Source organism: Pseudonocardia sp. EC080619-01 (genome assembly GCF_001420995.1).
Taxonomy (GTDB): Bacteria; Actinomycetota; Actinomycetes; order Mycobacteriales; family Pseudonocardiaceae; genus Pseudonocardia.
In genome coordinates this window covers 2,630,520-2,654,742 of the sequence record NZ_CP012184.1, presented here as the reverse complement: position 1 = coordinate 2,654,742, position 24,223 = coordinate 2,630,520, and the positions used below count along the sequence as shown (strand labels likewise).

Here is a 24,223-nt window from a genome sequence, read left to right as displayed (position 1 = left end):
GTTGCTCTCCGGCGCCGACAGGTCGTCGGGACACGACGATCAGCAAGATCTCGCAGAAACGGTAATGACTCTGCTCCGAATGGAGCAGTCGCACTCTCAGGTTGGTCCGATAGGCGGACGCGAACACTCTCTGTCGCACCGTTAGCCGATTGTGACCGACTTCCGGTCGCGCCAGAGTGGGCCCGATGCTCCCCCCATCCCCCCGAACCCCGCCCCAGGACCTGTGAACGACAACGCTCCCCCCGTCGCCCCGTCCATCTCCGTCCCGGCGCCCCGCTCCCCGGTCCGCCCCCTCTCCGTCCTCCTCGCCCTACCGCCGTCCACGACCTCGGTCTCGCTCGGTCGCGGACTGCGGCAGGACCTGGCGGCGGAGGGTGTCGACCTGACCGTCGCCGCGGACGGCATCGAGCTGCTCGACGCCGTCCGTGCCGGTGGCACCGACCTGCTCGTCCTCGACATGGACCTGCCCGGCCCCGATCCGGCGGTGCTGCTCGGCGCGGTGCAGGCCGAGTCCCCGCCGACACCGGTGATCACGGTCGTTCCGCGCGAACGGCGGGCCACCGTGCTCGGCCTGCTCCGCGGTGACCGCGACGACTTCCTCATCCGGCCGTTCGTCCCCGACGAGCTGGCCGCGCGGATCCGGCTGCGGCTGCGCGCCGCCGCCGGGCTCCCGGCCCCGACCGTGCTCGGGCACGGCGGGCTGTCCGTGGACGTCGACGCCGGCCAGGTCTTCGCCGACGGCAGGCGGGTCGCGCTCTCACCGACCGAGTACGCGCTGCTCCTGGCGCTCGCCGAGCGGGCGGGCGAGGTCGTCACCCACGACGAGCTGGCCCGCCGCGCCTGGTCCGAACCCGCCTCGCCGAACCTGGTGCAGGTCTACATCTCCTACCTGCGCCGCAAGATCGGTCCGGAGCGCATCCGGACCGTCCGCGGTGCCGGCTACCAGCTGGACGGTTAGCGGGCGCCGTCCCCGGCGGGGAACGACGACGCGGCGTCGAGCAGCACGTCGTTCTCCTCCGGGGTGGACACCGACACCCGGACGCCGTCCGGCTGGAACGGACGCACGATCACCTTCCGTTCGGCGCAGTGGGCCGCGAAGTCCGCGGCCCGCTCGCCGAGCGGCAGCCACACGAAGTTGGCCTGCGTCTCCGGCACGGTGAACCCGAGGCCGCGCAGGCCGGCGGCGACCCGGTCGCGCTCGCGGACGACGCCCGCGCACCCCGCGAGGATCTCCTCCCGGTGCTCCAGCGCGGCGATCGCGCCGGCCTGGGCCACCGAGCTGACTCCGAACGGCGGAGCGACCTTGCGCAGCGCCGTCGCCACCTCCTCCGACGCCAGCGCGTAGCCGACCCGGAGCCCGGCCATCCGGTAGGCCTTCGAGAAGGTCCGCAGCACCACGAGGTTCGGGTGCGCGTCGAGCAGCGGGCGACCGGTGACGGCGTCGGGATCGGTGACGTACTCCGCGTACGCCTCGTCCAGCGCCACCAGCACGTCCGACGGCACCGCGGAGAGGAAGCGCTCGAACTCGTCGCGGTGGACGGCGGGCCCGGTCGGGTTGTTCGGGCTGCACACGAACACCAGCCGGGTCCGGTCGGTGATCGCGGCGGCCATCGCGTCGAGGTCGTGGCGGTGGCCGTCGTCGAGCGGCACGGTGCGGACCTCGGCGCCGCCGATCCGGGTCACGATCGGGTAGGCCTCGAACGAGCGCCAGGCGAAGAGCACCTCGTCGCCGGTGCGGCAGGTGACCTGCACCAGCTGCTGGCAGAGCGTCACCGATCCGCAGCCGACCGCGACCCGCTCCGGCGCGAGGCCGTGCAGCTCCGCGATCCGCCCGGACAGCTCGACGACCCCCAGATCGGGGTAGCGGTTGCCGTTCGCGGCGGCCCGGGTGATCGCCTCCAGGACGGCCGGGGCCGGTGGCTCGGCGACCTCGTTGCTGGCCAGCTTGATCGCCCCGGGGACGGTGCGACCCGGCACGTACGCGGGCAGGGTGTCCAGATCGGGACGGATCAGCGTCATGTGGGCAACGGTAGCTCTCGGGGGTCGAAACACGGGCGGCTGCTCTGGTTGAGTGACCCCATGAGTACGGGGATCCGGACCGAGGGCGTTCCGCTGACCGACGGGAGCGAGCTACGGCTCACGGTCGGCGAGCCGGACGGCCCGGCCCGCGGCGGCGTCGTCGTGCTGCAGGAGGCCCGCGGCGTCACCGACTCCGTGCGGCTGCTGGTGACCGGGCTGGCCGGCGACGGCTGGCTGGCCGTCGCCCCGCACCTCTACCACCGTGACGACGCCGACGACCTCGGCGCGGGCAGCGACACCGAGGTCGCCGAGCAGCTCGGCCGCCTGGAGCCGCAGCAGGTGATGGACGACTGCGAGACCGCGTTCGGCTGGCTGGCGGACAACGGCATCGAGCCCGACCGGATGGGCGTCCTCGGGTTCGACATCGGCGGAACGGTGGCGTTGCACGTCGCGGCGAACCGGACCCTCGGCGCCGCCGTCACCGTGGCGGGTGAGGGGGTCGAACGGTCCCCGTCGCACAGCGTCCCCGCGCTGGTGGAGACCGCGCCCGAGCTGACCTGCCCGTGGCTGGGGATCTACTCGGAGGCCGCCGACAGCGCCGCCGTCGCCCGGTTGCGCGAGGCCGCCGAGTCGTCGGGGGTGGCGACCGATCTCGTCGTGTTCCCCTCCACCGGCTACCGGTTCGACGACGACCCCGAGTCCGCCGCCGAGGCGTGGGAGCGCGTCCTCAACTGGTACGACGCCCACCTCCGCTGACCCGCCCGGCGCCCGCGGTGTGGTCCCGCCCCAGCACGGCGGCCGGGGTGTGTCCGGCGACCACTGGTGCGCGGGCCGCCCGGTCGGGGAAGCTGGATCCATGTCGTCAGCGCAGACCGTGACCGACCCGGAGATCCCCGAGCTCCTGTGGCGGCCCGACCCGGAACAGGTGCCGCACACCGAGATCGTCGCGTTCGCCACGTGGGCCCGCGACTCACGCGGGGCGCCGATCACCGACGTCACGGACTACGCGCAGCTGCACGCCTGGTCGGTGTCCGACCTCGAGGCGTTCTGGTCGGCGGTCGCCGAGTACTCCGGCGTGATCTTCCACGACCGGCCCACCGCGACCCTCGGTGCGCGGGACATGCCGGGCGCGCAGTGGTTCCCGGGGTCGACGCTGAACTACGCCGAGCACGCCCTCACCCCCGGCCCCGGCCGCGCGGACGACGACGTGGCCGTCGAGTTCGTCCGCGAGGACGGCCTGGAGCGCACCGTCACCCACGCCGAGCTGCGCGACCAGGTCGCGCGCGCCCGGGCCGGCCTGGCCCGGGCCGGGGTGGGGACGGGTGACCGGGTCGTCGCGCTGGCGCCGAACTCGGTCGAGACCCTCGTCGCATTCCTCGCCACGGCCAGCCTGGGCGCGATCTGGTCGTCGTGCTCGCCGGACTTCGGCGCCCGTGCGGTGCACGACCGGTTCGCCCAGATCGAGCCCACGGTGCTCGTCGCGGTCGACGGCTACCGCTACAACGGCAAGGGCTTCGACATCCGGTCCAACGTGGCGTCGCTGCAGCAGCAGATGCCGTCGTTGCGCGCGACCGTCCTGGTGCCGTACCTGGACCCGGACGCGACCCTCGACGGCACCGTGTCCTGGTCGGAGTTCACCGCCGAGGCCGGCCCGCTGGAGTTCACCGCCGTCCCGTTCGACCACCCGCTGTGGGTGCTCTACTCGTCCGGCACGACCGGACTGCCGAAGGGCATCGTGCACGGGCACGGCGGCATCGTGCTGGAGCACCTCAAGGCGATGCGGCTGCAGCACGGCCTGGGGCCCGGGGAGCGGTTCTTCTGGTTCACCACCACCGGCTGGATGATGTGGAACTTCCTCGTCGGCGGCCTGCTGGTGGGCGCGACGGTCGTGATGTTCGACGGCAGCCCCGGGCACCCGGACCTGGGTGCGCTCTGGGCGCTCGCCGCGAAGCACCGGGTGTCGCTGTTCGGGGTGTCCGCCCCGTACGTCCAGTCCTGCATGAAGGCCGGCCTGCGTCCCGGCGACGACCACGACCTGTCCGCGATGAAGGCGCTCGGCTCCACCGGGGCGCCGCTGTCGGTCGAGGGTTTCCGCTGGATCGGTGACGCGGCCGGGAAGCACATCCAGATCTGCTCGGTGTCGGGCGGCACCGACGTGTGCGCGGCGTTCCTGACCAGCGCCCCGACCGTCCCGGTGTGGCTCGGTGAGCTGTCCTGCGCGGCGCTGGGCGCCGACGTCCGGTCCTACGGCGAGGACGGGACCGACCTGCTCGACGACGTCGGCGAGCTGGTCATCACGACGCCGACGCCGTCGATGCCGGTGATGTTCTGGAACGACCCGGACGGCACCCGGCTGCGCGAGTCCTACTACGAGGACTTCCCCGGGAAGTGGCGGCACGGCGACTGGGTGCGCCGGACCCCCCGCGGCTCCTACGTGATCTACGGCCGGTCGGACTCGACGCTGAACCGCGGCGGGGTGCGGATGGGGACGGCCGACTTCTACTCGGTCGTCGAGAACTTCGACGGCGTCGCAGACTGCCTGGTCATCGACACCACCGCGCTGGGCGCGCGGGAGGAGGGCGCGCTGCTCTGCTTCCTGGTGCTCGACGACGGCGTGTCCCTCGACGACGTCGAGCCGGCGCTCCGCACGGCGCTGCGCAAGGAGCTCTCGCCGCGGCACGTACCGGACCGGTTCGTCGTCGTCGACGCGGTGCCGCGGACGCTGAACGGCAAGAAGTGCGAGGTCCCGGTGAAGAAGATCCTCTCCGGCACCGATCCGGCGAAGGCGGTGTCCTCCGGGGCGCTCCAGAACCCGGACTCGCTGGCCCCGTTCGTGGCCATGGCAGGGCGCTGATCAGCGCCGGACCGGGGTCCCGGGTGATCGCCCGACCCCGGTTCCGGCCCGGTCAGGGTGCCGTGTAGTGTTGTCCTCGCTGGTGGCCGTGAGGCACCGGGGAGGCTTCGCCTAGTCTGGTCTATGGCGCCGCACTGCTAATGCGGTTTGGGGTAACCCCCCATCCCGGGTTCAAATCCCGGAGCCTCCGCACCGGCACGGCGGAACGAGATCGGACCGGCGGCCGACAACTGAAGAAGAGCACGCGCCCGTAGCTCAACGGATAGAGCATCTGACTACGGATCAGAAGGTTAGGGGTTCGAATCCCTTCGGGCGCACACACAGCGAAGGCCCTCCCGACCAGGAGGGCCTTCGTCGTCGTTCGGGAGTCCGCGGTCAGATCCAGCCCCGCTCCTCCGCGACGAGGACGGCCTGCTGACGCGTGTCGACGGCGAGCTTGCGCAGCCCCGCCGAGATGTGGTTCCGGACCGTGCCCGGGGCCAGGGACAGGGCGCGCGCGATCTGCTGGGTCGACTCCCCGCGCCGTCCGGCCCGCAGGACGTCGAGCTCGCGGTCGGTCAGCGGGGAGCGTTCGTCACTGAGGGCGTCGGCCGCGATCTCCGGATCGACGTACCGCTCGCCGGCGGCCGCGCGCCGGATGACGGCCGCGACCTCGTCGGCGCTGCGGGACTTGGGCAGGAACCCGGCCGCCCCCGAGGCCAGCGCCCGGCGCAGTACCCCCGGCCGCGCGTGCCGCGTGACGATCACGCACCGGGTGGCGGTGCTGCGGGTCAGCCGCTCGGTGACCTCGACGCCGTCGAGCTGCGGCATCTCCAGGTCGAGAAGACAGACGTCCGGCCGCAGCCGCTGCGCCTCGGTGACGGCCTCCGCACCGTCGGGGCACTCCGCCACGACGTCGATGTCCGGCTCCAGGCACAGCAGCGCGGCCAGCGCGGACCGGATCATCCCCTCGTCGTCGGCGAGCAGTACCCGGATCATCCGGCCTCCCGTACGTCGGCGGGCACGGTGACGACGACGGTGAACACCGAGTCGTCCCGCCGTACCTCGAGGTCACCGCCCCCCTCCGCCGCCCGGCGCGCGATCCCGTCCAGCCCGGACCCGCCGGTGTCGTCGGACGGGCGGCCGGTGACGTCGTTGGAGATCTCGTAGCGCCAGGTGCCGTCCGTGCGGGTCAGGCGCAGCCGGGCCCAGCCGCCGCCCCCGTGGCGCAGCGCGTTGGTCGTCGTCTCGCGGACCACCGGGCCGAGGGTCCCGGCCGGCGCCGCCGCCGCGTCCGGATCCACCTCGGCCACGGCGTTCGTGCCCGCCGCGCGCAGCAGGTCCACCGCGTTGGCGAGCTCGTCGGCCAGCGGCACGGAGCGGAACCGGGTGGCCAGGTCCCGGGTGCCCTGCCGCGCCTCGTCGACGCTCACCCGCGCCGCCGCCAGCTGCGCCATGCCGGCGTCCGGGTCGCCCGGCAGGAGCCGCTCGGCCAGCTCCAGCTGCAGAGCGACGACCTGGAGATGGTGTCCCTGCAGGTCGTGGACGTCCGTCGCGACCCGCAGCCGCTCCTGGGCCGCCGCGAGCCGCGCCTCCGACACCCGTGCCCGGTCCAGTGCCTCGATGACGTCCCACCACCACAGCGACGACACGGTGATCGCCGGGAGGACGGTGCACAGGAAGACCAGCTGGGTCCAGTTCGGAGCGCCGTTCTCCGCGAGCGTGAGCCGGGAGTCGATCACCGCCAGCGCCACGAGCAGAGCGGTCGCCGCCAGCACCAGCCGGGCCCGTGTCCCGGACGGCCAGTTCAGCAGCACCGCGGCCTGCAGCACCGGGAGTGCGCCCAGCACCCAGAGATCGAGGGCGACTCCGGCCGCGAGCCCGAAGACCGCACCGGTCACCAGCGGTGCGAGGTGCCGGCGCCGGACCACCAGCGACACGGCGTCGGACCGGCGCCGGTAGTCGTGCAGCGGGAGCAGCGTCGTCAGGAACCACACCACCCCGGTCGCGGCGATCACACCGGTCGGCACCGGCCCGGTGCCGGACCCGGCGAGCGCGTTGATCGACAGGGCCACGACGAACAGCTCGAAGACGACGACCGCCAGGGCCATGTACCACCAGGTGACGGTGATGCCCCGGCTGAGCCGGACGGCGCGACGCGCGTCGACGGCCGTCGACGCGGCGCGCTCGGCCGTCCGCTCCATCCGCTCAGCCTACGACCATGACAGATGTCACGGATCGGACAGCGAAAGCTCCCGGATCCCGATGACGGCCAGGCACTTCTGGCGGGCGCGCCCGGCGTCTGAACTGGACACAGCGCCGGGGAACCGCCCCGCCGCCCAGCACAGGAGCCCGCCGTGAACCTCTTCGAGACCCTCCAGAACCTCGTGGGCCAGGTGCCCGAGCCGCTGCAGCCGCTGATCGCGGCGTTCGCCGGCGCCATCCCGTTCGTCGAGGGGGAGGGCGGTGCCGCGATCGGCATCCTCGGCGGCATCCACCCCGCCGTCGCCGCGGTCGCCGCGATGATCGGGAACTTCGTCGTCGTCGCCGCCCTGGTGCTGCTCGGTGCGGGCGCCCGGGACGCCGTGGTGAACCGCCACCGCACGGCGGCGCGCGCCCGCCAGGGCGCCACGGTCGGCGGCGCCGCACCGCACCCCGCGGCGGTCCCGGGCGACGGCCGGGACCGGGGGTCCGCGCGCCGGGCGAAGTTCCAGCGCGCCTACGAGCGCTACGGCGTCCCCGGCGTGAGCCTGCTCGGCCCGCTGCTGCTGCCCACCCACTTCACGGCCACCATGCTCGCCGCGTCCGGTGTGGGCCGGGCCCGGATCCTGGTCTGGCAGGCGGTCGCGATCGTCCTGTGGACGACCATCACCGCCCTCGTCGTCGGCGGTGTCGTCCAGGCCGTCAGCTGAGCCGCGGCCCGGACCACCACGACGAGGGGGACCAGGACATGACGACCGCACCGAACTGGCTGATGGACGACGGCGCGCCGAGGAACGACCCGGCGGTGCCCGCCGGGGTGGAGTACCACCGGGTGCTCGCCGGCGAGAGACGGCGGGTCGGGCGGGGGATCCTCGCGATCGTCCTGCTGGCGGCCGGGTTCGTGCTGTTCCCGACGGTCATCGGCCAGGGGCTCGCGCTCGTCGACGTCCGGCTCGGGAACAGCCCGCCCGCTGCCGGGGGCACCGACTACCTGCTCGCCCCCTGGAGCATGCTCGTCCAGCGCCTGCTCTACGGCGTGCCCGGGGCGTCGCTGCACTCGGTGACCTCACGGTTCCGCTTCGGCCTGTTCGGTAGGGCGCTGCTCGTGCTCGGGCCGGTCTGGGTGGTCGTCGTCCTGCTGGGCTTCGCGACGCCGGTCGAGGAGAGCCCCTGGTCGCACACCGACCTCGTCGCCATCCTGCTGGCCACCCTGCTGCTCACCCCGTTGCAGGCGGCGGGGGAGGAGTACGGCGTGCGCGGGCTGCTTCTCCGGGTGGTCGGCGGCTGGACCCGGGGGCGGCGCGCCGGCCTGGTCCTCGGGATCGTCGTGTCCAGCGTGCTGTTCACCCTGGTGCACGGGGCGACCGACGCGTACCTCGTGCTCTGGTACCTGGTCCTGTTCGGCGGGCTGGCCGTCATCACCTGGCGTACCGGGGGTCTGGAGATCGCGGTCATGCTCCACGCCGTCCTGAACACGCTGTCCCTCGCCGCCGCGCCGTACCTGCGGATCGACCTCGGTGCGGCGCTGCAGGGCCGCTCGGAGACCGTGGGGACCGCCTACCAGCTCGTCCCCACGATCACCGTCGTCGTGCTCACCGCCGTCGTCTGGTGGGCCACCCGCCGGACCGGCCCCGCGCGGACGACGCCGTCGCGCCTGCCGGAGCGCACGCCGGCGCCGGTCGCCTAGCGGGGCCGGCCCGCAGTCGCTGCGGGCCCGGGCGCCGGTCGGCGGGCGGACACGATGGTCCAGGTGCCGTCGCCGTCGGGGGTCACGATCGCCAGTGCGCCGACGACGGTGGCGAGATCCTCCGGTGCGCCTCGTGTGCGGCCGGCGACGGTGAACGTCTCGCGGTTCCCGTCGGCGAAGTCCACGTGGAGGACACCCCCGACCGGTGTGTCGACATCGACGGCGAGGCGCACGAGCCACCGGTCGGTGCGCACCCAGCCGTCGTCCACGGACGGGAGCCCGTCCGCCCGGGTCGTGGCTCCGACGAGCCCGACCGTTCGTGAGGTGTCCACGAGGGTGCGCGGAGCCGGCACCGGTGCCGTGGGTGAGCCCGTCGTCCCGGTGGTCGGGGGTGCAGTGCTCGGGGCGGCCGCAGGTACGGGTTCCGCGGTCGGCGCCGGTGACGTCGTCGGTGGCGGAGTGCGGGACGGTCCGGACGGGGCAGGGCCCGTCGTCGGTGCCGGCGCCGCCGGGCGCGCGCCTTCGGCTCGTGTTACCGGTACCGGCCGCGGTGTGACGGGTGCGGCGTGAGCCGGTCGTCGGGCTGCCGCCGCGCTGAACGCTGTCGAACCGGCCTCCGCGGGCTGCGATGCTGGTGGGGCCGTCGGAGCCACGAGTGGTGGTGCGGCGGGCGCCCGGAAGTCGGGGTCGTCGGGGATCGCGGGGTCCGGTACGGCGGGCACGGCAGGGTCGGGAGTGGCTGCGGCACCGTCCTCCGCCGCGGGGCGGGTGGCGCCCAGGTACGCATCGCCGTCCCACCGGTACCAGGCGGTCCGGACCGGCTTGCCGAAGGTCGGAGCGTTGACCATGCGTCCCTGGCCGATGTACATGCCGACGTGCCGGACCTTGGCGAGGGTCCCGTAGAAGACGAGGTCGCCGGGCCGGAGTGGCGCACCGGCGGGGACGCGCGGGCCGCGGCGGAACTGGGTGTGCGCGGTGCGGGGCAGTGCGACGCCGGCCTTGCCGTAGGCGAAGGTGGTCAGCCCGGAGCAGTCGAAGCCACGGTGGCCGTTCTCGGGGCCGTTGCCGCCCCAGACGTAGGGCAGTCCGATCTGCTCCATCGCCACCTCGACGGCGATCGTCGCGCTCCGGCCGGGCAGCGCCGTGGTCATGGACGCAGGCACCGCCACGCGGGCCGCGGTCGGAGACGACCGCGAGGAGACGACCTCGGCCGCCGAGGTCGAGGGGGCCCCGCTCGACCCCGCGGGTCCGGCGATCGCGGAGACCGATTGCTGGTCCGCAGGAGCGACCGGGGAAGGTCCCGCGGCTGATGCGGCGGGCAGGACGAGCAGTCCGGGTGAGATCACGGCGACGGCGACCCGGATCGCTCGGCCCGGTCGGTGGGGCTTCCCGGTCGGCGGCGGGGCCCCATGGGTTGTCCGAGCGATCGGGGACACGTCGAACTCCTTCGTCGTGCCGTCCGGAGATTCCGAGGGCAGGAATCGCGATCGGCGTCCAGCGGGTCGGAGATCGCACAGTAAATGCCGGGATGGCCCGCAGGGGAGAGTTTTCCGATTTGATTGCGAAAGTGGTGAAACGAATCGAGTGGCGATGTGGTCCGCGTTGTTCAGTCTCGACCGTCAGGTCGTCGGCTGTCGCGGCCGGCAGTGTGCCATCGTGACGTCGGCCCGCGGCGTTGATCGGGGAGTCGGATGCCGCTGCGAAATGTTCCGGCCTCGATACGGTCCCGGAGGGCGCGCACTTCGGCGCGAGCCCGTTCGAGTTCCGCGATGGCGTGCTGGAGTTGACGCGCCAGTGTCGCGTTGAGGGCCTGCGCCGCGCGGAGCTGCTCCCCGTCTCCGGGACGGGCGGCGCCGCGTTCGTGCTGTTCGTGGAGCTGTTGGCGCTTCCGCAGGGCGCGCAACGGGGTATGGCCGGGGTCGTCACAGTAGGCGGGCGGGCGTCCGCGTCCCGGTCCGGGACGGGCGTGGCTGGTGCAGCCCGGGTATCCACATGGGGTGGCGCGGTGCGGCTCCGTCATTCCCGTCTCCTTCGCTGGCCGTCGGGCACTTCCTAGCGCCGGTCACGTCTTGATCGCTACCCGACGACCTGAACTTCCTGTTGCGGCGCAACGTCTCCGGGTTGCTGTCCGGATCATCTGCCTGCGGTAATGACCGGCCGTGACCGGGCGCGGCCGCTCGGTGTGGTCACCTTTCCTTTCAGGGCTGTGCAAGGAAATGCGATGTACCCAGCGGCAGCGAGTGGTAAAAGCGAGTGAAGAACTGTCCTGTCGTCCTGTCAGGGCTGGCGTACCGCCGGACGGCCGCGTACTAGTTCTGCCTTCCCGTGCATTTCTCGATGCACGTCCGACGATTTTTCCTTGCGGAAAGGAAATACCTGCCATGAGTGCTTCGGGTACACCCATGTCCACATCGCCCCCGTCGCCCTGCGGTTCCGGGAGGGGGGATCCGGGCAGCTCGTCGCGGGCGACGCGGCGGTCGTGGAAGCGGGCGGCGGCACGCGCGACGGTCGTGACGACCGCTGCGGCGGTGCTGTTCTCCGGGTTCGTGTCCCTCCCCGGGGTGCCGGTACCCGAGGCCGCGGCGCAGGAACCCGGACCGGGCGCGGCGGGGTTCAAGCCGCCGAACCCGGCCGCCATCTTCACGCCCCCGGCGGAGATCAACCGGGTGCTGATCGGTGGTGCCGCGCCCGCGCCGTGGACGGCCGGGTCGAGCCAGGGTCTGCCGACCGACGTCCCGGTCGTCCCGTCGGACCAGACGAAGAAGCCCGGCCTGGGCACGCAGGCGTTCTACCCGCTGGAGCGGCGCGCGCTCGGCGACCGGATGGAGGTGCTGGTCAACCTGGCCAACGGCAACCTCGTGGTCCGCAACAAGGACCTCGCCTTCGCCGGGACGGGACTGAACACCGCGGTCAACCACGTCTACAACAACCAGGCCACCAATCGGGGCAGCTTCGGGCAGCGCTGGACGATGACCACCGGCCGCGACGTCGGCCTGGAGGTGTCGGACCCGGGCAAGGTCGTGCTGCAGGGTCCGACCGGCTACCGGCAGGACTACACCCGCGATGGCGACGGCTTCAGGAGCCCTTCGGGCGCGAACGCGACGCTCACCAGGACCGACGACGGGTACGAGCTGAGGTTCGACAAGTCGAAGGAGAGGTGGCGCTTCGACGACAACGGGTTCTTCACCAGCCAGGTCGACCGCAACGACAACACGACCCGCTACCGCTACAACCCCACCGGCACGCTGGCCTCGATCGAGGACACCCGCGGCGCGGTGACGACGTTCGCCTACGACGTGGCCGGGCGGGTCACGAGGATGACCGACCCCACCGGCTACGAGTACGGCCCGTACGACTACGACCTCGCAGGCCGGCACACCGGGTTCCGGGATCCGTCGGGCAAGCGCGTGGCCTACGGCTACGACGACACCGGGAACCTGACCACGATCACCGACCCGAACGGCAACGAGTACCGCCTGCGCTACGACGACCAGCGCCGCGTGGTCGCCGTCGACGAGCCCCGCGAGACCGGGGTACTGCAGGACGACCGCGCGGTCACCACCTACGAGTACACCTCCGACACCGAGACCAGGTCGACCAACCCGGCTGGGGGGAACCTCGACCTACACCTTCGACGACGAGGGCCGGCAGACCAAGGCCAAGGACCCGCTGGGCCGGGAACAGTCCGACACCTGGACCGCCAACTCGGACGTCAACACCACGACCTCGGTCGGGGGGAACGTCACCACCGCCTCGTTCGACCCGAACAACAACCTCGTCGGTACCCAGCTCCCCACCGGAGCCCGCAACGCCATCGGCTACACCGACGGGGCGAACCCGAACGCGCCGACCTCGGTGACCGACTCCGAGGGCCGCCGGACCACGATGACCTACGACGCCGCCGGCAACCCGCTGACGGTCAAGAACGCTGCCACCGGCCAGGGCATCGAGCGGACCTACAACGACAACGGCACCGTCAAGGACTCCACCGACGGCCGCGGCTCGAAGACCGCCTACGCCTACGACGACCAGGGCCGGCTGACCACCGTCACCCCGCCCGCCAGGCGGCAGCCGGTCCGCTACACCTACGACTCCCGCAGCCGCATCACCTCCGTGCGTGACGGCAACGGAAAGACGATCGAGTACGCCTACGACGCCGCCGACCGCGTCGTCCAGCTCTCCGAGCAGACCGGCACCGGGGACAAGGTCGTCCAGCAGACCGACTTCGACGCCAACGGCAACAAGATCGCTAACTACTTCGCCGCCACGACGAAGCAGTTCACCTACAGCCCGCGCAACCAGGTGCTCACCGATGTACGCCGCGGCGGAGGGATCGTCGCCACCGACACCGTCGTCTACACCTACGACGCGAACAACAACCTCGCCTCACTGCGCGACGGCGGCGGCACCACCAGCTACCGCTACAACCCGGCCAACGACCTCACCGAGCTCACCGACCTCGCGGGCGGGGTCACCCGCTACACCTACGACCGCGACGGCAACCGGACCCGCATCCAGTACCCCAACGGCCAGGGCGCGCTGCGGGAGTTCGACAAGTCCCAGCGCCTGACAAGGATCACCAACTACGCCCGCGGAGGCAACGAGGTCCGCTCGTACGACTACGGCGGTTCCCGCGGCGACACCGACCTGGTCCAGTCGGTCGGTGAACCGGGCGGTGCCACCACCCGCTACACCTACGACGGCGCCGGGCAGCTCACGCGCGCCGCCACCAGTGGTGGCGCGACCTACAGCTACGCCTATGACAAGTCCGGGAACATCACCGACTTCCAGGGCACCGCGATGACCTACAACGCGGCCAACCAGGTCACCCGCGTCGGCAACACGAACATCGCCTCCGACGGGCAGGGCAACATCACCCAGGGCCTCGGCGGCACCGCCGGGTACAGCTCGACCAACCAGCAGATCCAGCGTCAGGACACCACGCAGCAGAACTTCCAGGTCAGCTACGACACCGCCGACACCACCCAGATCCAGCAGGTCACCTCCCGTGCTGCGAGTGGTGGGCGGGGGCAGCGGTACGACGTCACCCAGACCGCGTTGGGCATGACAGCCAAGGCCGGCCTGCTCGGTGTGCGGCACTCGGTCAGCCGGGACCCGTCCGGGACGCCGGTCGTGCAGCGCAACCCCGACCGGTCCCTGCGCTACTTCGAACTCGACCACCAGGGTTCGGTCACCGGGCACACCCGCGGCGACGGGACACGCACCGCATCGTTCCGCTACCAGCCCTTCGGTAGCTACGAGCGTGTCTCCGGTGCCGACTCCGCGCAGGCCGACAACTTCATCGGCTTCCAGGGCGGATTCTTCGTCAATTCGCCCGCCCACACCCAGTTCGGACACCGCTGGTACGACTCCCGCCTCGGACGCTTCACCCAACCCGACCCCATCGGCACACCCGGCGCCAGCGGCGACGGACAGAGCAATCGCAACGGAATCGGCGGACCCTACAGCGTCGAGCACTCCGTGTACTCCTTCGCTGGAAGCAATCCGTGCAACTTCTCCGACCCCAGCGGACTAGCACCTCCTGATGCGAGTCAGTGCGCGCTGCGTGCAGCCAACGCGGTGCTAATCACTCTGGCTGCAATTGGATCCGTCATCGGTACCGGAGGGGCTGTTCTGCCCGTGTACCTTCTTGTCGCAATTGGGGCAGGGGGATCGGCTACACTGAACGTTTACAACGCGGCCCGCGTCTGTAGCGGATCACCGGGACTGATCTAACGGAGGGAATCTGCTGTGCATGCTGTCGCGCGTTTCCTGTTCATCGTCGTGGTGATTGGCGGCATCGGATCGATGGCTTTACTTGTATGGCAGGGGTCAAGCGTGGCGAGCTTAGCGCCTTCCGCTGTAGTTCTCGTATGCGCAATTGGTGCGCTAATCTACGATGCGAGAACGAGGTGACCCGACAAGTAGATTGAATGCCGCTGCCACTCGATCGAATGGCGGCGGCATTCGATTGCCATCGCCTAGACTTTCGCGAGCTGCCGCTGCGGCCACTTCACCGCACTACTTCGAACTCGACCGCCAGGATAGCGTCGCCGGGCACGCCCGCGGCGACGGGACACGCACCGCATCGTTCGGTGCCGATTCTGGCCAGGCCGACAACTTCATCCGCTTCCAGGGTGGGTTCTTCGTGAATTCGCCAGCGCACACCCAGTTCGGACACCGTTGGTACGACGCCCGTCTCGGGCGATTCACCCAGCCCGACTCCATCGGCACGCCCGGAGCGAGCGGCGACGGCTAGAGCAACCGGAGCGGAATCGGCGGGCCGTACAGCGTCGAGTACGGCGTCTACTCTTTCGCCGCCAGCAATCCGTGCAATTTCTCCGACCCGAGCGGCCTATTTCCGGTGTGCACCGGGGAGCTGTTGAAGAGCGGTGCAGGGGTCATAGTTGGGACCGCGCGAGCTGCGCTTGCCGGAGCAGCGGGAGGGCAGTCCGAATTTCCTGTCCTCGGCCTGGTCAGCGGGGCTGCCGGAGATGCAGTAATCGGTCTCGTGGGCGGTCCGATACTCGGGGCATTCAATGTCGCAGTGTGCATGATGGGTTCGCCGCTGAACTAGTGGCCCGCTCACCTGATCATGTCGCCAGCTATCCATGGGTGCCGCCCTCTCTCAAGTTCGGCACCCAAGGGTAGTTGCTCACGCTGGCGAACCGGTCTTGGAAGCGTACTTGCCTATCTCCTCTTTGCCCAGCGGAATCTCGTGATCAGGGCGAACGTTCCCCTGCTTGAAGGTGCGATGTCGTACTCTCCGGGTAGCTAGGGTCTTCGCGCCGCGAAGAGGAGGAGCCGGATGCCAAAGAAGCATGCAATCTTGATTGGAGGGATAGTTGGTGTAACTATCTTTCTTGTAATAGGGATAGCGATCATTCTAGCCGATGTGGACCGTACGGAGTCGTGGTATTTCGCGGCTGTGTCGAGCGTATGCAGTGGGCTACTTTCCGCATGCATTGCCAGATTCACGAAGAGTTACACGAAGTCTGGCGGAGCAGCACTGCCGGTAGGTCCCGGACCTCCACCGCGTAGGCGAGTGACTATTTTGGTTTCCGCGTTGCTGGTGGGAGTCACGCAGCTCGGCATGCATCTTTGGTTGGCAGTCCGTGATCATGGAGTCGGCCAGATCGGTTTCGTCGTATTCAGTGTCGTGTTTGTTCTTATTGTGTTGGGGCTTCTGGGTAGGGAGTTTCGCGGGAGGGTGAATTAGGCCTCGACTGCCAGGCTGATGTGACGCACGTGGTGCGCATCAACAATCGTCGATGCGCACCACCTGCTCCGACGTAGGGGCTTGACATGAAGGGGACGACCTACGTGGACAGTAACCGCTCGACCTCGCCGATCCGTGCGTCCAGACGGGCCGACCGGACGCCGCGGGCGGATCGGCGTGCCCGGTCGATCGTGGCGCGTCCGGCGTCGTGGACCCCGGCGCGGGCGTAGGCCTCGGCGAGCCATGTCCGGTAGAGCGCCATCTCGCGCGCGTGCTCCGGCGCGTACGACTCGATGGCGCCGGAGAGCAGGGGGCCGGCAGCGACGGGGTCGCCCAGCTCGATCAGGCACCGACCGGCCATGACGTCGATCTCGCCCCGGTCCAGCCAGTACACCCATTCCGGTTCCTCGATCCCGGGCGAGCGGTCGGCGTAGGAGTCGTCCACCGCGTCCAGTGCCCGGCGGGTGCCGTCCCGGTCCCGCGCGCGGGCACTCGCCCATGCGACCCGCTCCAGCAGCAATGCCCGGACGACCGGTGTCGCGTCGTGTGCTCCGGCGACGGCGGAACGGGCGAGGAGCGCTGCGTCGGCGGGGCTGCCGACGTTCGCGATCTGATAGCTCAGTGACGAGAGCAGCTGTCCCGCCAGGGAGGAGTTCCCGGCGCAGTCCGCGGCAGACACACCGGACAGGTACACCCGCTGCGCCTCGACATGGCGGCCGGAGTCGCTCGCGACCCATCCGGCGAGCTGGGCGAGTTCGCCGACGACGGTGAGCAGCCGGCGGCCGGTCGCCCGGGTGTAGCTGCCCTCCCGGACGACGCTCCGGGCGTCCCCCAGCTCACGCAGTACGGCCGGGGCGAGGTCGGCGCCGCCGACGACGTCGTCGAGGTGGCGCAGCTCGATCACGCGCACCTCCAGCGCGGAGGCCAGCGAGTCCCCGACCCTGCGACCCGACCGCGAGTGCACGATCGCCGGGGTGTCGTTCACGAGCCACTCGTGCGCGATCCGCAGGGGGTCGTCCGGAGGTCCGTGGCGGAGGTCCGACACCGGTGCCTACCGCCCGCGCCCCGTCCCGGTCCGCGCGGCGAGCTCGACGAGCTCCCGTGCCGGCCCGGACGGCGGACGTCCGCGGGGCCAGATCGCGGCGAGGCGGCGGTCCAGCGCGAGACCGCGGACGGGCACGGCGACGAGGGTCCCCCCGGCGAGCTCCCCGGCCACGGCGAGCGAGCTGAGCACCGCGGGTGCGACGCCGTCGGCCGCGGCGTTCTTGATCGCCGTCGTCGACCCGAGCTCCAGCACGGGCTCGACGGGCGCCCCTGTCCCGGCCCGGTCCAGGGCCTCGTCGAGGTGCTCGCGGGTGCCGGAGCCGCGCTCCCGGGAGATCAGGGCGGTGGCGGCGAGCCGGGCCGGTGTGACGCCGCGGCGCCCGGCCCAGGGATGGCCGGGGGCGACGACGACGGTGAGGTGGTCGCGGGCGACGATCTGCTCGTCGAGGTCGGGGGAGTGCCGGGGTCCCTCGACGAACCCCAGGTCGGCCCGGCCGGCGAGCACGTCGTCCTGGACGTCGCTGGAGTTGTGCGAGGTCAGTGCGACGCCGGTGCCGGGCAGGCGGCCCCGCAGGGCGATCAGCCACCGGGGCAGCAGGTACTCGGCGACGGTGAGGCTGGCCGCGACCCGCAGCCGGGCGTCCTGCCGGGTGCGCAGTGCGGTGACGCCCTCGTCCATGGCCCGCGCCGCGTCGACGGCGGTGCGGGCCCAGTCGGCGACGAGTGCACCGTCCCGGGTGAGCGTGGTGCCACGGGTGGTGCGCTCCAGCAGGGTCAGTCCGAGTGCGGACTCGAGGGTCTTGATTCGAGCGCTGACGGCGGCCTGGCTGACCCCGTGTGCGGCGGCGGCCTTGCCCATGCTGCCGAGGCCGGCGACGCTGAGCAGCAGGTCGAAGGCCGCGAGATCGGCCACCCGCGGTGGCAGGGGCACAAGCGGAGATTGTGGCGGCACAAGGTCCACCCCGCTACCGCGGGCCGCACCGGGAGCGCACGGTGGTGGCCATGACGTCCTCCGAGCTGAGCACCGCGGCCGCACGGGAGTGCCCCGTGGACACCACGGGGCACGGCACCGGTCGCTACCGGCTGTCCCGTGCGGGACTGCTGCGCGACCTGGACCGGCCCGGCGACCTCTTCTCCGGCATCGGCCCGAACTGGTACTCGTCGATCATGGGCACCGGCATCGTCGGTGTCGCCGCCGCGACGCTGCCGGTGCAGGTCCCCGGCCTGCACACCTTCGCGGTCGGGATCTGGCTGCTCGCCTCCTTCCTGCTGGTGACGCTGACCGCCGCGTGGGCGGTCCACTGGGTCCGCCACACCGATGTCGCGCTGGGGCACGCGCGGAACCCGGTCATGGCCCAGTTCTGGGGCGCGGTCGCGATGGGCGTGATGACCGTCGGTGCGGGCGCGGTGAAGTTCGGCGGACCGTTCCCCGGCGCCACCGGGGCGATCGGTACCGGCTGGACGCTGTGGGGGATCGGCACCGTGCTCGGGCTGGTCACCGCGGCGTGGATCCCGTACATGATGATCGTCCACCACAGGATCGAGCAGGGGTCGGCGTTCGGCGGCTGGCTGATGCCGGTGGTGCCGCCGATGGTCTCGGCCGCCAACGGGGCGCTGCTGGTGCCGCACACCCCGGCCGGGTGGCAGGCGTCGATGGTGGTCGCCTGCTACGCGATGTTCGGGATCAGCCTGTTCGCGACGCTGGCGATCCTCCCGCAGGTGTGGAACAGGCTGGTCGTGCACGGGACGGGCCCCGCAGCCACGGTACCGACGATGTGGATCGTCCTCGGTCCGCTGGGGCAGTCGGTGACCGCGGCGAACCTGCTGGGCGACCAGGCGGGCGTGCTGGGCGAGCCCTACGCGACCGGGGCGCACGTGTTCGGGATCTTCTACGGGGTTCCGACCTGGGGTTTCGCGATGATCTGGCTGGTCATCGCGGCCGCCGTCACCGTCCGGACGGCACGGCAGAAGCTGCCGTTCGCGCTGACCTGGTGGAGCTTCACGTTCCCCGTCGGGACGTGCGTGACCGGGACCAGCGCGCTGGCCGCGCACCTGCACCTCCCGCTGCTGGCGGTCACCGCGACGGCGCTCTACGTCATGCTGGTGGTCGCGTGGGCGGTGGTGTCGGTCCGCACCGCGCACGGCTCGCTGGTCCGTGGGTACCTCTTCGCTCCTGCCTGACCTCGCGTTCCGGGTGACGGCGGACCGTGGCCGATGTCCCCGCGGCCGAGTACCTTCCGGGCGGAGGACGTTGTCGATGTGCGAGATGGCCGAGGAGACGCCGGACGAGGCGGAGACCGGGCCGCAGGATGGTGGCACCGGGCCGCCGTCGCGGCGTGCGATCGCGATCGGGGCCTCGGCCGGCGGGATCGAGGCCCTGCTGGAGCTGGTCCCGTTGCTGGAGCCCGGGCTCGCGGCCCCGGTGCTGGTGACGGTGCACCAGCCGGCGGCCGCCGCGACCGTCCTGCCGCAGCTGCTGGCCCGTCGCGGGCGGTTGCCGGTCGGGCACGCGCAGGACGGGGAGACCCTGTTGCCGGGCCGCCTGTACGTCGCCCCGCCGGACCGGCACCTCATGGTGGACAAGGGCCGGGTCGTGCTCAGCAGCGGCCCGAAGGAGAACGGGAACCGGCCCGCGATCGATCCGCTGTTCCGTTCGCTGGCCCTGGACGCCGGGGCGGGCGCGGTCGGGGTGGTCCTCAGCGGGGCGCTCGACGACGGCGCGTCGGGGGCGCTGGAGGTGGTGCGCCACGGCGGGACGGTCATGATCCAGGAACCCGACGAGGCGCTCTACCCGAGCATGCCGCTCGCTACGCTCGAGCAGGTGCCGGGTGCGTTCGTGCGACCGGTGGCCGGGCTCGGCGCCATCCTCCCGGGCGTCGTCGACCGCGCCGGTCCCCTGCGGTCCACCGGCCACGGATCGGCCCGGCTGCGCTGGGAGGTCGCGATCGCCCGGATGGAGGGTTCGGAGATGTCTGCTCCCGATGCGGCCGGTACGGCGGCCGGGCTGGCCTGCCCGGACTGCTCCGGTCCGCTGTTCGAGATCCACGACGGGGGACTCCCGCGGTACCGGTGCCGGGTGGGGCACGCCTGGTCGCAGCATGCCCTCGGCGCCCAGCAGGAGCAGTCGGTGGAGACTGCTCTCTACATGGCGCTGCGGGCCCTGGAGGACAAGGCGGCCCTGCAGCGACGCATCGCGGCCACGGCCGCCGAGCAGGGAGCCGACCGGGTGGTGGCACGCGCCCGAGCCGCCGCCGACGAGGCGGTGCGCTCGGCGCGGGTGCTCCGGCGGCTCCTGGGCGGTGCGGGGGACGAGGATCGGGGAAGGAGCAGGACGGAATGAGCGATGTGGCCCGCGACGGGGGGCCCGACCCGGAGTTCGAGCATCTGCTGGACTTCCTGAAGGAGATGCGCGGCTTCGACTTCACCGGCTACAAGCGGTCGAGCCTGCGCCGGCGGATCGAACGGCGGATGCAGCAGCTGGCGATCAGCGGGCTCGACGAGTACCTGGACCGGCTGCAGGTCGACCAGGACGAGTTCGCCCGCCTGTTCAACACGATCCTGATCAATGTGACCGGGTTCTTCCGGGACCACGACTCGTGGATGCACCTGCAGCACGACGTGTTGCCGTCGTTGCTGGCCACCCTGCGGCCGGGCGAGCCGGTACGGGTGTGGTCGGCCGGGTGCGCCAGCGGTGAGGAGACCTACGGGCTCGCGATCCTGCTGGCCGAGGCACTCGGTGCGGAGGGTTTCCGCGAGCGCGTCAAGATCTACGGGACGGACGTCGACGAGGACGCGCTCGCCACGGCCCGCCAGGCGGCCTACACCGCCAAGGACCTCGAGGCCGTGATCCCCGAGTGGCGGGACCGTTACTTCGAGCGCAACGGCCAGCGCTACGTGTTCCGCCCCGACCTGCGCCGGTCGGTGATCTTCGGTCGCAACGACCTCGTCCAGGACGCCCCGATCGGCCGGCTCGACCTGCTGGTGTGCCGCAACACCCTGATGTACCTCAACGCCCAGACCCAGGCCCAGGTGCTGGGCCGGTTCCACTTCGCGTTGAAGCCGGGCGGAGCGCTGTTCCTGGGCAAGGCCGAGATGCTGCTCAGCCACACGCGCCTGTTCGTGCCGACGGACCTCAAGCGCCGCTTCTTCCGGAAGTCCGACTCACCCGGTCTGCGGGTGACGTCGCTGGAGCCGCTGTTCTCGAACGACGCCGCGAGCGTGCCGCGGGTCGAGGACGAGACGCTGATGTCCAGCCCGGTCGCGACGCTCGCGGTCTCCCCCGACGGCGTGCTCGGACTCGCCAACCGCCGTGCGGAGACCCAGCTCGGGCTCTCCGGCCGTGAGGTCGGACGGCACGTCGGTGAGCTCGAGCTCTTCACACGCGTCGCGAAGCTCTCCTCGACCCTGGACCAGGTCCAGCAGCAACGCGGCTCGGCGGTGCTGCACGAGGTCGAGTGGACCCACAACAACGAGACGATGCACTTCGACGTCCAGCTCGTGCCCCTCCCCGTCGACGGCAACGGCGGCACCCCGGCGGCGATCTTCTTCACCGACGTCAGCCGGTACCGCCAGCTCGCCAAGGAGCTGGAGCAGGCCCACCGGCAGGTCGAGTCCGCCTACGAGCAGCTGCAGTCGACGGTCGAGGAGCTGGAGACCACCAACGAGGAGCTCCAGTCGACGGTCGAGGAGCTGGAGACCACCAACGAGGAGCTCCAGTCCACGAACGAGGAGCTCGAGACGATGAACGAGGAGCTCCAGTCCACCAACGACGAGCTCCAGTCGATCAACGACGAGCTCCGGGACCGCACGGCCGAGCTCGACGGCACCAACGACTTCCTCCAGGCGGTGCTGGAGAGCCTGCGTTCCGCCGTCGTGGTCGTCGACTCGGAGCTGATGGTCCTGGCCTGGAACCACCGCGCCGCGGACCTGTGGGGCCTTCGTTCGGACGAGGCGACGGGCCGCCACCTGCTCAACCTCGACATCGGGCTGCCCACCGAACGGATCCGGCCGATCGTGTGGGACACGCTCGCCGAACGCCGTCCCGAGGACGACGAGGACGGTGCGGAGCCGGTCGTCGTGACCGAGCGGGAGGACGACCGGTCCGGCTCCGACGGCCGGCCCGACCGGTCGACCGTCGTCGTCGACGCGATCAACCGGCGCGGGCGGACCGTGCGGATCGAGGTCGCGGTCGCCCCGCTCCGTTACCACGAGCGGGGGCGCAGTGGAGCGATCATCGTGATGGACCAGATCGAGCCGTCCGACTGAGGCCACGTCATCGGTGCCCGCGACTGCTGCGTCACACCGGCACGCGCGGCTATCCTGGTGGGGTGGCCGAGGTCGACGCCGCCGCGAACGTCGAGGCCTTCCTGCAGTCGGTGTCCGAGCTGCTCGCGCAGCCCGTGGGCCCCGACGCCGGAGGGGCCGACCCCGCGGCGGACAACGCTGAGAACCGGGCGATCGTCCGCGCCCGCGCACGGCTGGCCCGCAGCCGTGCCGAGGCGCTCGGGGAGCGCCTCGAGGACCTCGGGCGGCGCCACGCCGACTTCCTCGCCGTCCACCGGCACGACGCCCCCCAGCGTTCCGCGGCGCACCACCGGGCCGTCGGGATGCTGATGGGGATGTTCGGGCTGACCGGGAAGCAGGCCGGGGAGCTGCTGGCCATGCTGAGCTGGCAGCAGGACCGTCCGCCGGAGGCACTCGCCCGGCGGATGGTCACCGAGTGCGAACGCGGCGGCGACCCGGCGAACGTGCTCCGCGACGGCGGCGTGACCGGCAGGCACAGCGTGCCGCTGGTCGTCCGGCGGGCGGTCGCCTTCATCGAACGGCACGCCCACGAGGACATCACCAGCGACCACATCGCCACCGCGGCCGGTGTCGGCCGCCGCCGGCTGCAGCACGCGTTCCGGGAGCACTGCGGCGTGAGCCCGACCCGGTACCTGCGCCGGGTCCGCCTCGCCCACGCACACCGTGAGCTCCTCGCCGCCGACCCGACCCGCGGTGACACCGTCGGGGCGATCGCCGACGCCTGGCAGCTGCCGCACCACGGCCGTTTCGCCGTCGAGTACCGGGCGGCGTACGGGGTCACGCCGGCGACGACCCTGCACCGCTGAGCAGGGCGCACCCCGGGCAGCCGGGTATCGTCGACGCCGTGGCGGACGGCAGGCGGCGGGTGACGATCGCGGACATCGCCGCCCGGGCCGGGGTGTCTAAGGCCGCCGTCTCCTACGCGCTGAACGGTGTGCCCGGCGTCAGCCCGGCCGTGCGCCAGCAGATCCTCGACATCGCCGCCGAGCTGCGGTTCCGTCCCAACCGGATCGCCCAGGACCTCCGCGCCGGGACGGCCAAGGTCATCGGGATCCTGCTCGACAACATCGAGAACCCGGTCTACACCGAGATCGCCGGCGCCGCCGTGTCCGCCGCCGCCGAGCGGGGCTACGAGGTCTTCGTCTCCCACCTCGGCACGGCCTCGGACCGCAAGACCGAGGTCGCGCTCTCGCACGTGGACCGCAACATCAGCGGACTGATCCTCACCTCGGTGACGGTCGAGGACATCCCGCTGCTCGCCTCGCTGCGCGAGCGCGGCGTCGCCTGCGTCCAGGCCTACCGGGGGCTGACCGAGGTGCCGAACGACTGGGTCGGCATCGACGACCGGGCCGCCGCCCGCGAGCTCGCCGCGCAGGTGCTCGCCGGCGGGCGGCGTTCGGTCGCGATCCTCAGCGGTGTCCGGGAGTCCGTGGTGGCGCGGAACCGCGTCGCCGGGTTCCGGGAGGCGCTGGCGGAGCGCGGCATCGAGCCCGTCAACCCGGACGACGTCTGGGGGCCGCTGACCCGCGAGGCCGGCGTCACCCGCGCCCGGGACGTGCTCGACCGGCACCCCGGCACCGACCTCCTGCTCTGCGCCAGCGACGTGATCGCCGTCGGTGCCTGGGACCACGCCCGGGAGGCGGGGCTGTCCGTACCCGGCGACCTCGCGATCACCGGCTTCGACGGCACCGGCATCGCCAGCGCCGGACCGCTGCAGCTGAGCACGGTGAACGCGCCGCGCCGGGTCATGGGGGAGTGCGCGGCGACGATGCTGATCGACCGGATCGAGGGGGCCGACGGCCCGCCGATCCGGCGGATGCTGCCCTACGAGATCGTCCTGCGGGACTCCACCGGGGAGGGCGGCGCCCCGGCGGCCCGCCCGGCCCGGGCGGGCCGGGCGGCCACCTGACGGCTA

18 protein-coding genes, 2 tRNA genes and 1 pseudogene are annotated in these 24,223 nt (G+C 71.8%); 14 read left to right on the top strand and 7 right to left on the bottom strand.

What is annotated here, in order from left to right; translation table 11 throughout:
• The first annotated feature begins 223 nt into the window (after nucleotides 1-223).
• Complete coding sequence (locus AD017_RS12440; protein ID WP_010229587.1) at nucleotides 224-958, top strand: response regulator transcription factor; 735 nt, start codon at nucleotides 224-226, stop codon at nucleotides 956-958.
• Here the strand turns inward: AD017_RS12440 and hisC are convergent.
• Nucleotides 955-2,019, bottom strand: coding sequence for a histidinol-phosphate transaminase (gene hisC, locus AD017_RS12435; protein WP_010229589.1), 1,065 nt, complete (start codon nucleotides 2,017-2,019; stop codon nucleotides 955-957). The two genes, AD017_RS12440 and hisC, sit on opposite strands and share 4 nt — an antisense overlap.
• 60 nt (nucleotides 2,020-2,079) lie before the next feature.
• Between hisC and AD017_RS12430 the strand changes: the two genes are divergently transcribed.
• From AD017_RS12430 to AD017_RS12415, 4 genes are all read left to right on the top strand, one after another.
• Nucleotides 2,080-2,775 (top strand): dienelactone hydrolase family protein, encoded by a 696-nt coding sequence (locus AD017_RS12430; protein ID WP_010229591.1) that lies wholly within the window; start codon nucleotides 2,080-2,082, stop codon nucleotides 2,773-2,775.
• A 100-nt stretch (nucleotides 2,776-2,875) separates the two neighbouring features.
• On the top strand, nucleotides 2,876-4,873 hold the full coding sequence (locus AD017_RS12425) for an acetoacetate--CoA ligase (protein WP_060574325.1): 1,998 nt from the start codon (nucleotides 2,876-2,878) through the stop codon (nucleotides 4,871-4,873).
• Nucleotides 4,874-4,973: 100 nt separating this feature from the next.
• Nucleotides 4,974-5,063: transfer RNA gene (locus AD017_RS12420), tRNA-Ser, on the top strand.
• A 54-nt stretch (nucleotides 5,064-5,117) separates the two neighbouring features.
• Nucleotides 5,118-5,190: transfer RNA gene (locus AD017_RS12415), tRNA-Arg, on the top strand.
• Nucleotides 5,191-5,248: 58 nt separating this feature from the next.
• Here AD017_RS12415 and AD017_RS12410 read toward each other — a convergent pair.
• Together AD017_RS12410 and AD017_RS12405 are read right to left on the bottom strand one after the other, a co-directional pair.
• Nucleotides 5,249-5,851: a response regulator transcription factor gene (locus tag AD017_RS12410; protein WP_060574324.1), complete on the bottom strand. Its 603-nt coding sequence runs from the start codon at nucleotides 5,849-5,851 to the stop codon at nucleotides 5,249-5,251.
• Complete coding sequence (locus AD017_RS12405; protein ID WP_060574323.1) at nucleotides 5,848-7,056, bottom strand: sensor histidine kinase; 1,209 nt, start codon at nucleotides 7,054-7,056, stop codon at nucleotides 5,848-5,850. The genes AD017_RS12410 and AD017_RS12405 overlap by 4 nt, the downstream gene beginning before the upstream one ends.
• A gap of 153 nt (nucleotides 7,057-7,209) precedes the next feature.
• Between AD017_RS12405 and AD017_RS12400 the strand changes: the two genes are divergently transcribed.
• Together AD017_RS12400 and AD017_RS12395 are read left to right on the top strand one after the other, a co-directional pair.
• Nucleotides 7,210-7,764 carry a hypothetical protein gene (locus AD017_RS12400; protein WP_060574322.1) on the top strand — a complete coding sequence of 185 codons (555 nt, stop codon included), beginning with the start codon at nucleotides 7,210-7,212 and terminating at the stop codon, nucleotides 7,762-7,764.
• A 38-nt stretch (nucleotides 7,765-7,802) separates the two neighbouring features.
• Complete coding sequence (locus tag AD017_RS12395; protein WP_060574321.1) at nucleotides 7,803-8,741, top strand: CPBP family intramembrane glutamic endopeptidase; 939 nt, start codon at nucleotides 7,803-7,805, stop codon at nucleotides 8,739-8,741.
• On the opposite strand, the gene AD017_RS37405 is transcribed toward AD017_RS12395, so the two are convergent.
• Nucleotides 8,738-9,892, bottom strand: coding sequence for a C40 family peptidase (locus AD017_RS37405; protein WP_060574320.1), 1,155 nt, complete (start codon nucleotides 9,890-9,892; stop codon nucleotides 8,738-8,740). The genes AD017_RS12395 and AD017_RS37405 overlap by 4 nt on opposite strands.
• 1,065 nt (nucleotides 9,893-10,957) lie before the next feature.
• Here AD017_RS37405 and AD017_RS37400 point away from each other — a divergent pair.
• Together AD017_RS37400 and AD017_RS37395 are read left to right on the top strand one after the other, a co-directional pair.
• Nucleotides 10,958-12,214 (top strand): annotated as a pseudogene (locus AD017_RS37400) (DUF6531 domain-containing protein); the annotation flags it as partial.
• A gap of 412 nt (nucleotides 12,215-12,626) precedes the next feature.
• Nucleotides 12,627-14,477 carry an RHS repeat-associated core domain-containing protein gene (locus tag AD017_RS37395; RefSeq protein WP_060574318.1) on the top strand — a complete coding sequence of 617 codons (1,851 nt, stop codon included), beginning with the start codon at nucleotides 12,627-12,629 and terminating at the stop codon, nucleotides 14,475-14,477.
• A gap of 277 nt (nucleotides 14,478-14,754) precedes the next feature.
• On the opposite strand, the gene AD017_RS35310 is transcribed toward AD017_RS37395, so the two are convergent.
• The 3 genes from AD017_RS35310 to AD017_RS12370 all read right to left on the bottom strand — a co-directional run bounded on the left by AD017_RS35310 (nucleotide 14,755) and on the right by AD017_RS12370 (nucleotide 17,935).
• On the bottom strand, nucleotides 14,755-14,922 hold the full coding sequence (locus tag AD017_RS35310) for a hypothetical protein (protein WP_168170524.1): 168 nt from the start codon (nucleotides 14,920-14,922) through the stop codon (nucleotides 14,755-14,757).
• Nucleotides 14,923-16,060: 1,138 nt separating this feature from the next.
• Nucleotides 16,061-16,945, bottom strand: a complete 885-nt coding sequence (locus AD017_RS12375) for a transcriptional regulator (RefSeq protein WP_174521799.1) — start codon at nucleotides 16,943-16,945, stop codon at nucleotides 16,061-16,063.
• Between the two features lie 66 nt (nucleotides 16,946-17,011).
• A complete protein-coding gene (locus AD017_RS12370; RefSeq protein WP_227012733.1) occupies nucleotides 17,012-17,935 on the bottom strand; it encodes a LysR family transcriptional regulator in 924 nt (307 codons plus the stop codon).
• A gap of 71 nt (nucleotides 17,936-18,006) precedes the next feature.
• On the opposite strand from AD017_RS12370, the gene AD017_RS12365 reads away from it, so the two are divergent.
• The 5 genes from AD017_RS12365 (at nucleotide 18,007) to AD017_RS12345 (ending at nucleotide 24,217) form a co-directional block, all read left to right on the top strand.
• Complete coding sequence (locus AD017_RS12365) at nucleotides 18,007-19,185, top strand: TDT family transporter (RefSeq protein ID WP_082399209.1); 1,179 nt, start codon at nucleotides 18,007-18,009, stop codon at nucleotides 19,183-19,185.
• A 76-nt stretch (nucleotides 19,186-19,261) separates the two neighbouring features.
• Nucleotides 19,262-20,344, top strand: a complete 1,083-nt coding sequence (locus AD017_RS12360) for a chemotaxis protein CheB (protein WP_060574317.1) — start codon at nucleotides 19,262-19,264, stop codon at nucleotides 20,342-20,344.
• Nucleotides 20,341-22,269, top strand: coding sequence for a CheR family methyltransferase (locus AD017_RS12355; RefSeq protein ID WP_060574316.1), 1,929 nt, complete (start codon nucleotides 20,341-20,343; stop codon nucleotides 22,267-22,269). Before AD017_RS12360 ends, AD017_RS12355 begins: the two co-directional genes overlap by 4 nt.
• 62 nt (nucleotides 22,270-22,331) lie before the next feature.
• A complete protein-coding gene (locus AD017_RS12350; RefSeq protein WP_060574315.1) occupies nucleotides 22,332-23,114 on the top strand; it encodes a helix-turn-helix domain-containing protein in 783 nt (260 codons plus the stop codon).
• A gap of 38 nt (nucleotides 23,115-23,152) precedes the next feature.
• Nucleotides 23,153-24,217, top strand: a complete 1,065-nt coding sequence (locus AD017_RS12345; RefSeq protein WP_202796479.1) for a LacI family DNA-binding transcriptional regulator — start codon at nucleotides 23,153-23,155, stop codon at nucleotides 24,215-24,217.
• Nucleotides 24,218-24,223: the final 6 nt, after the last annotated feature.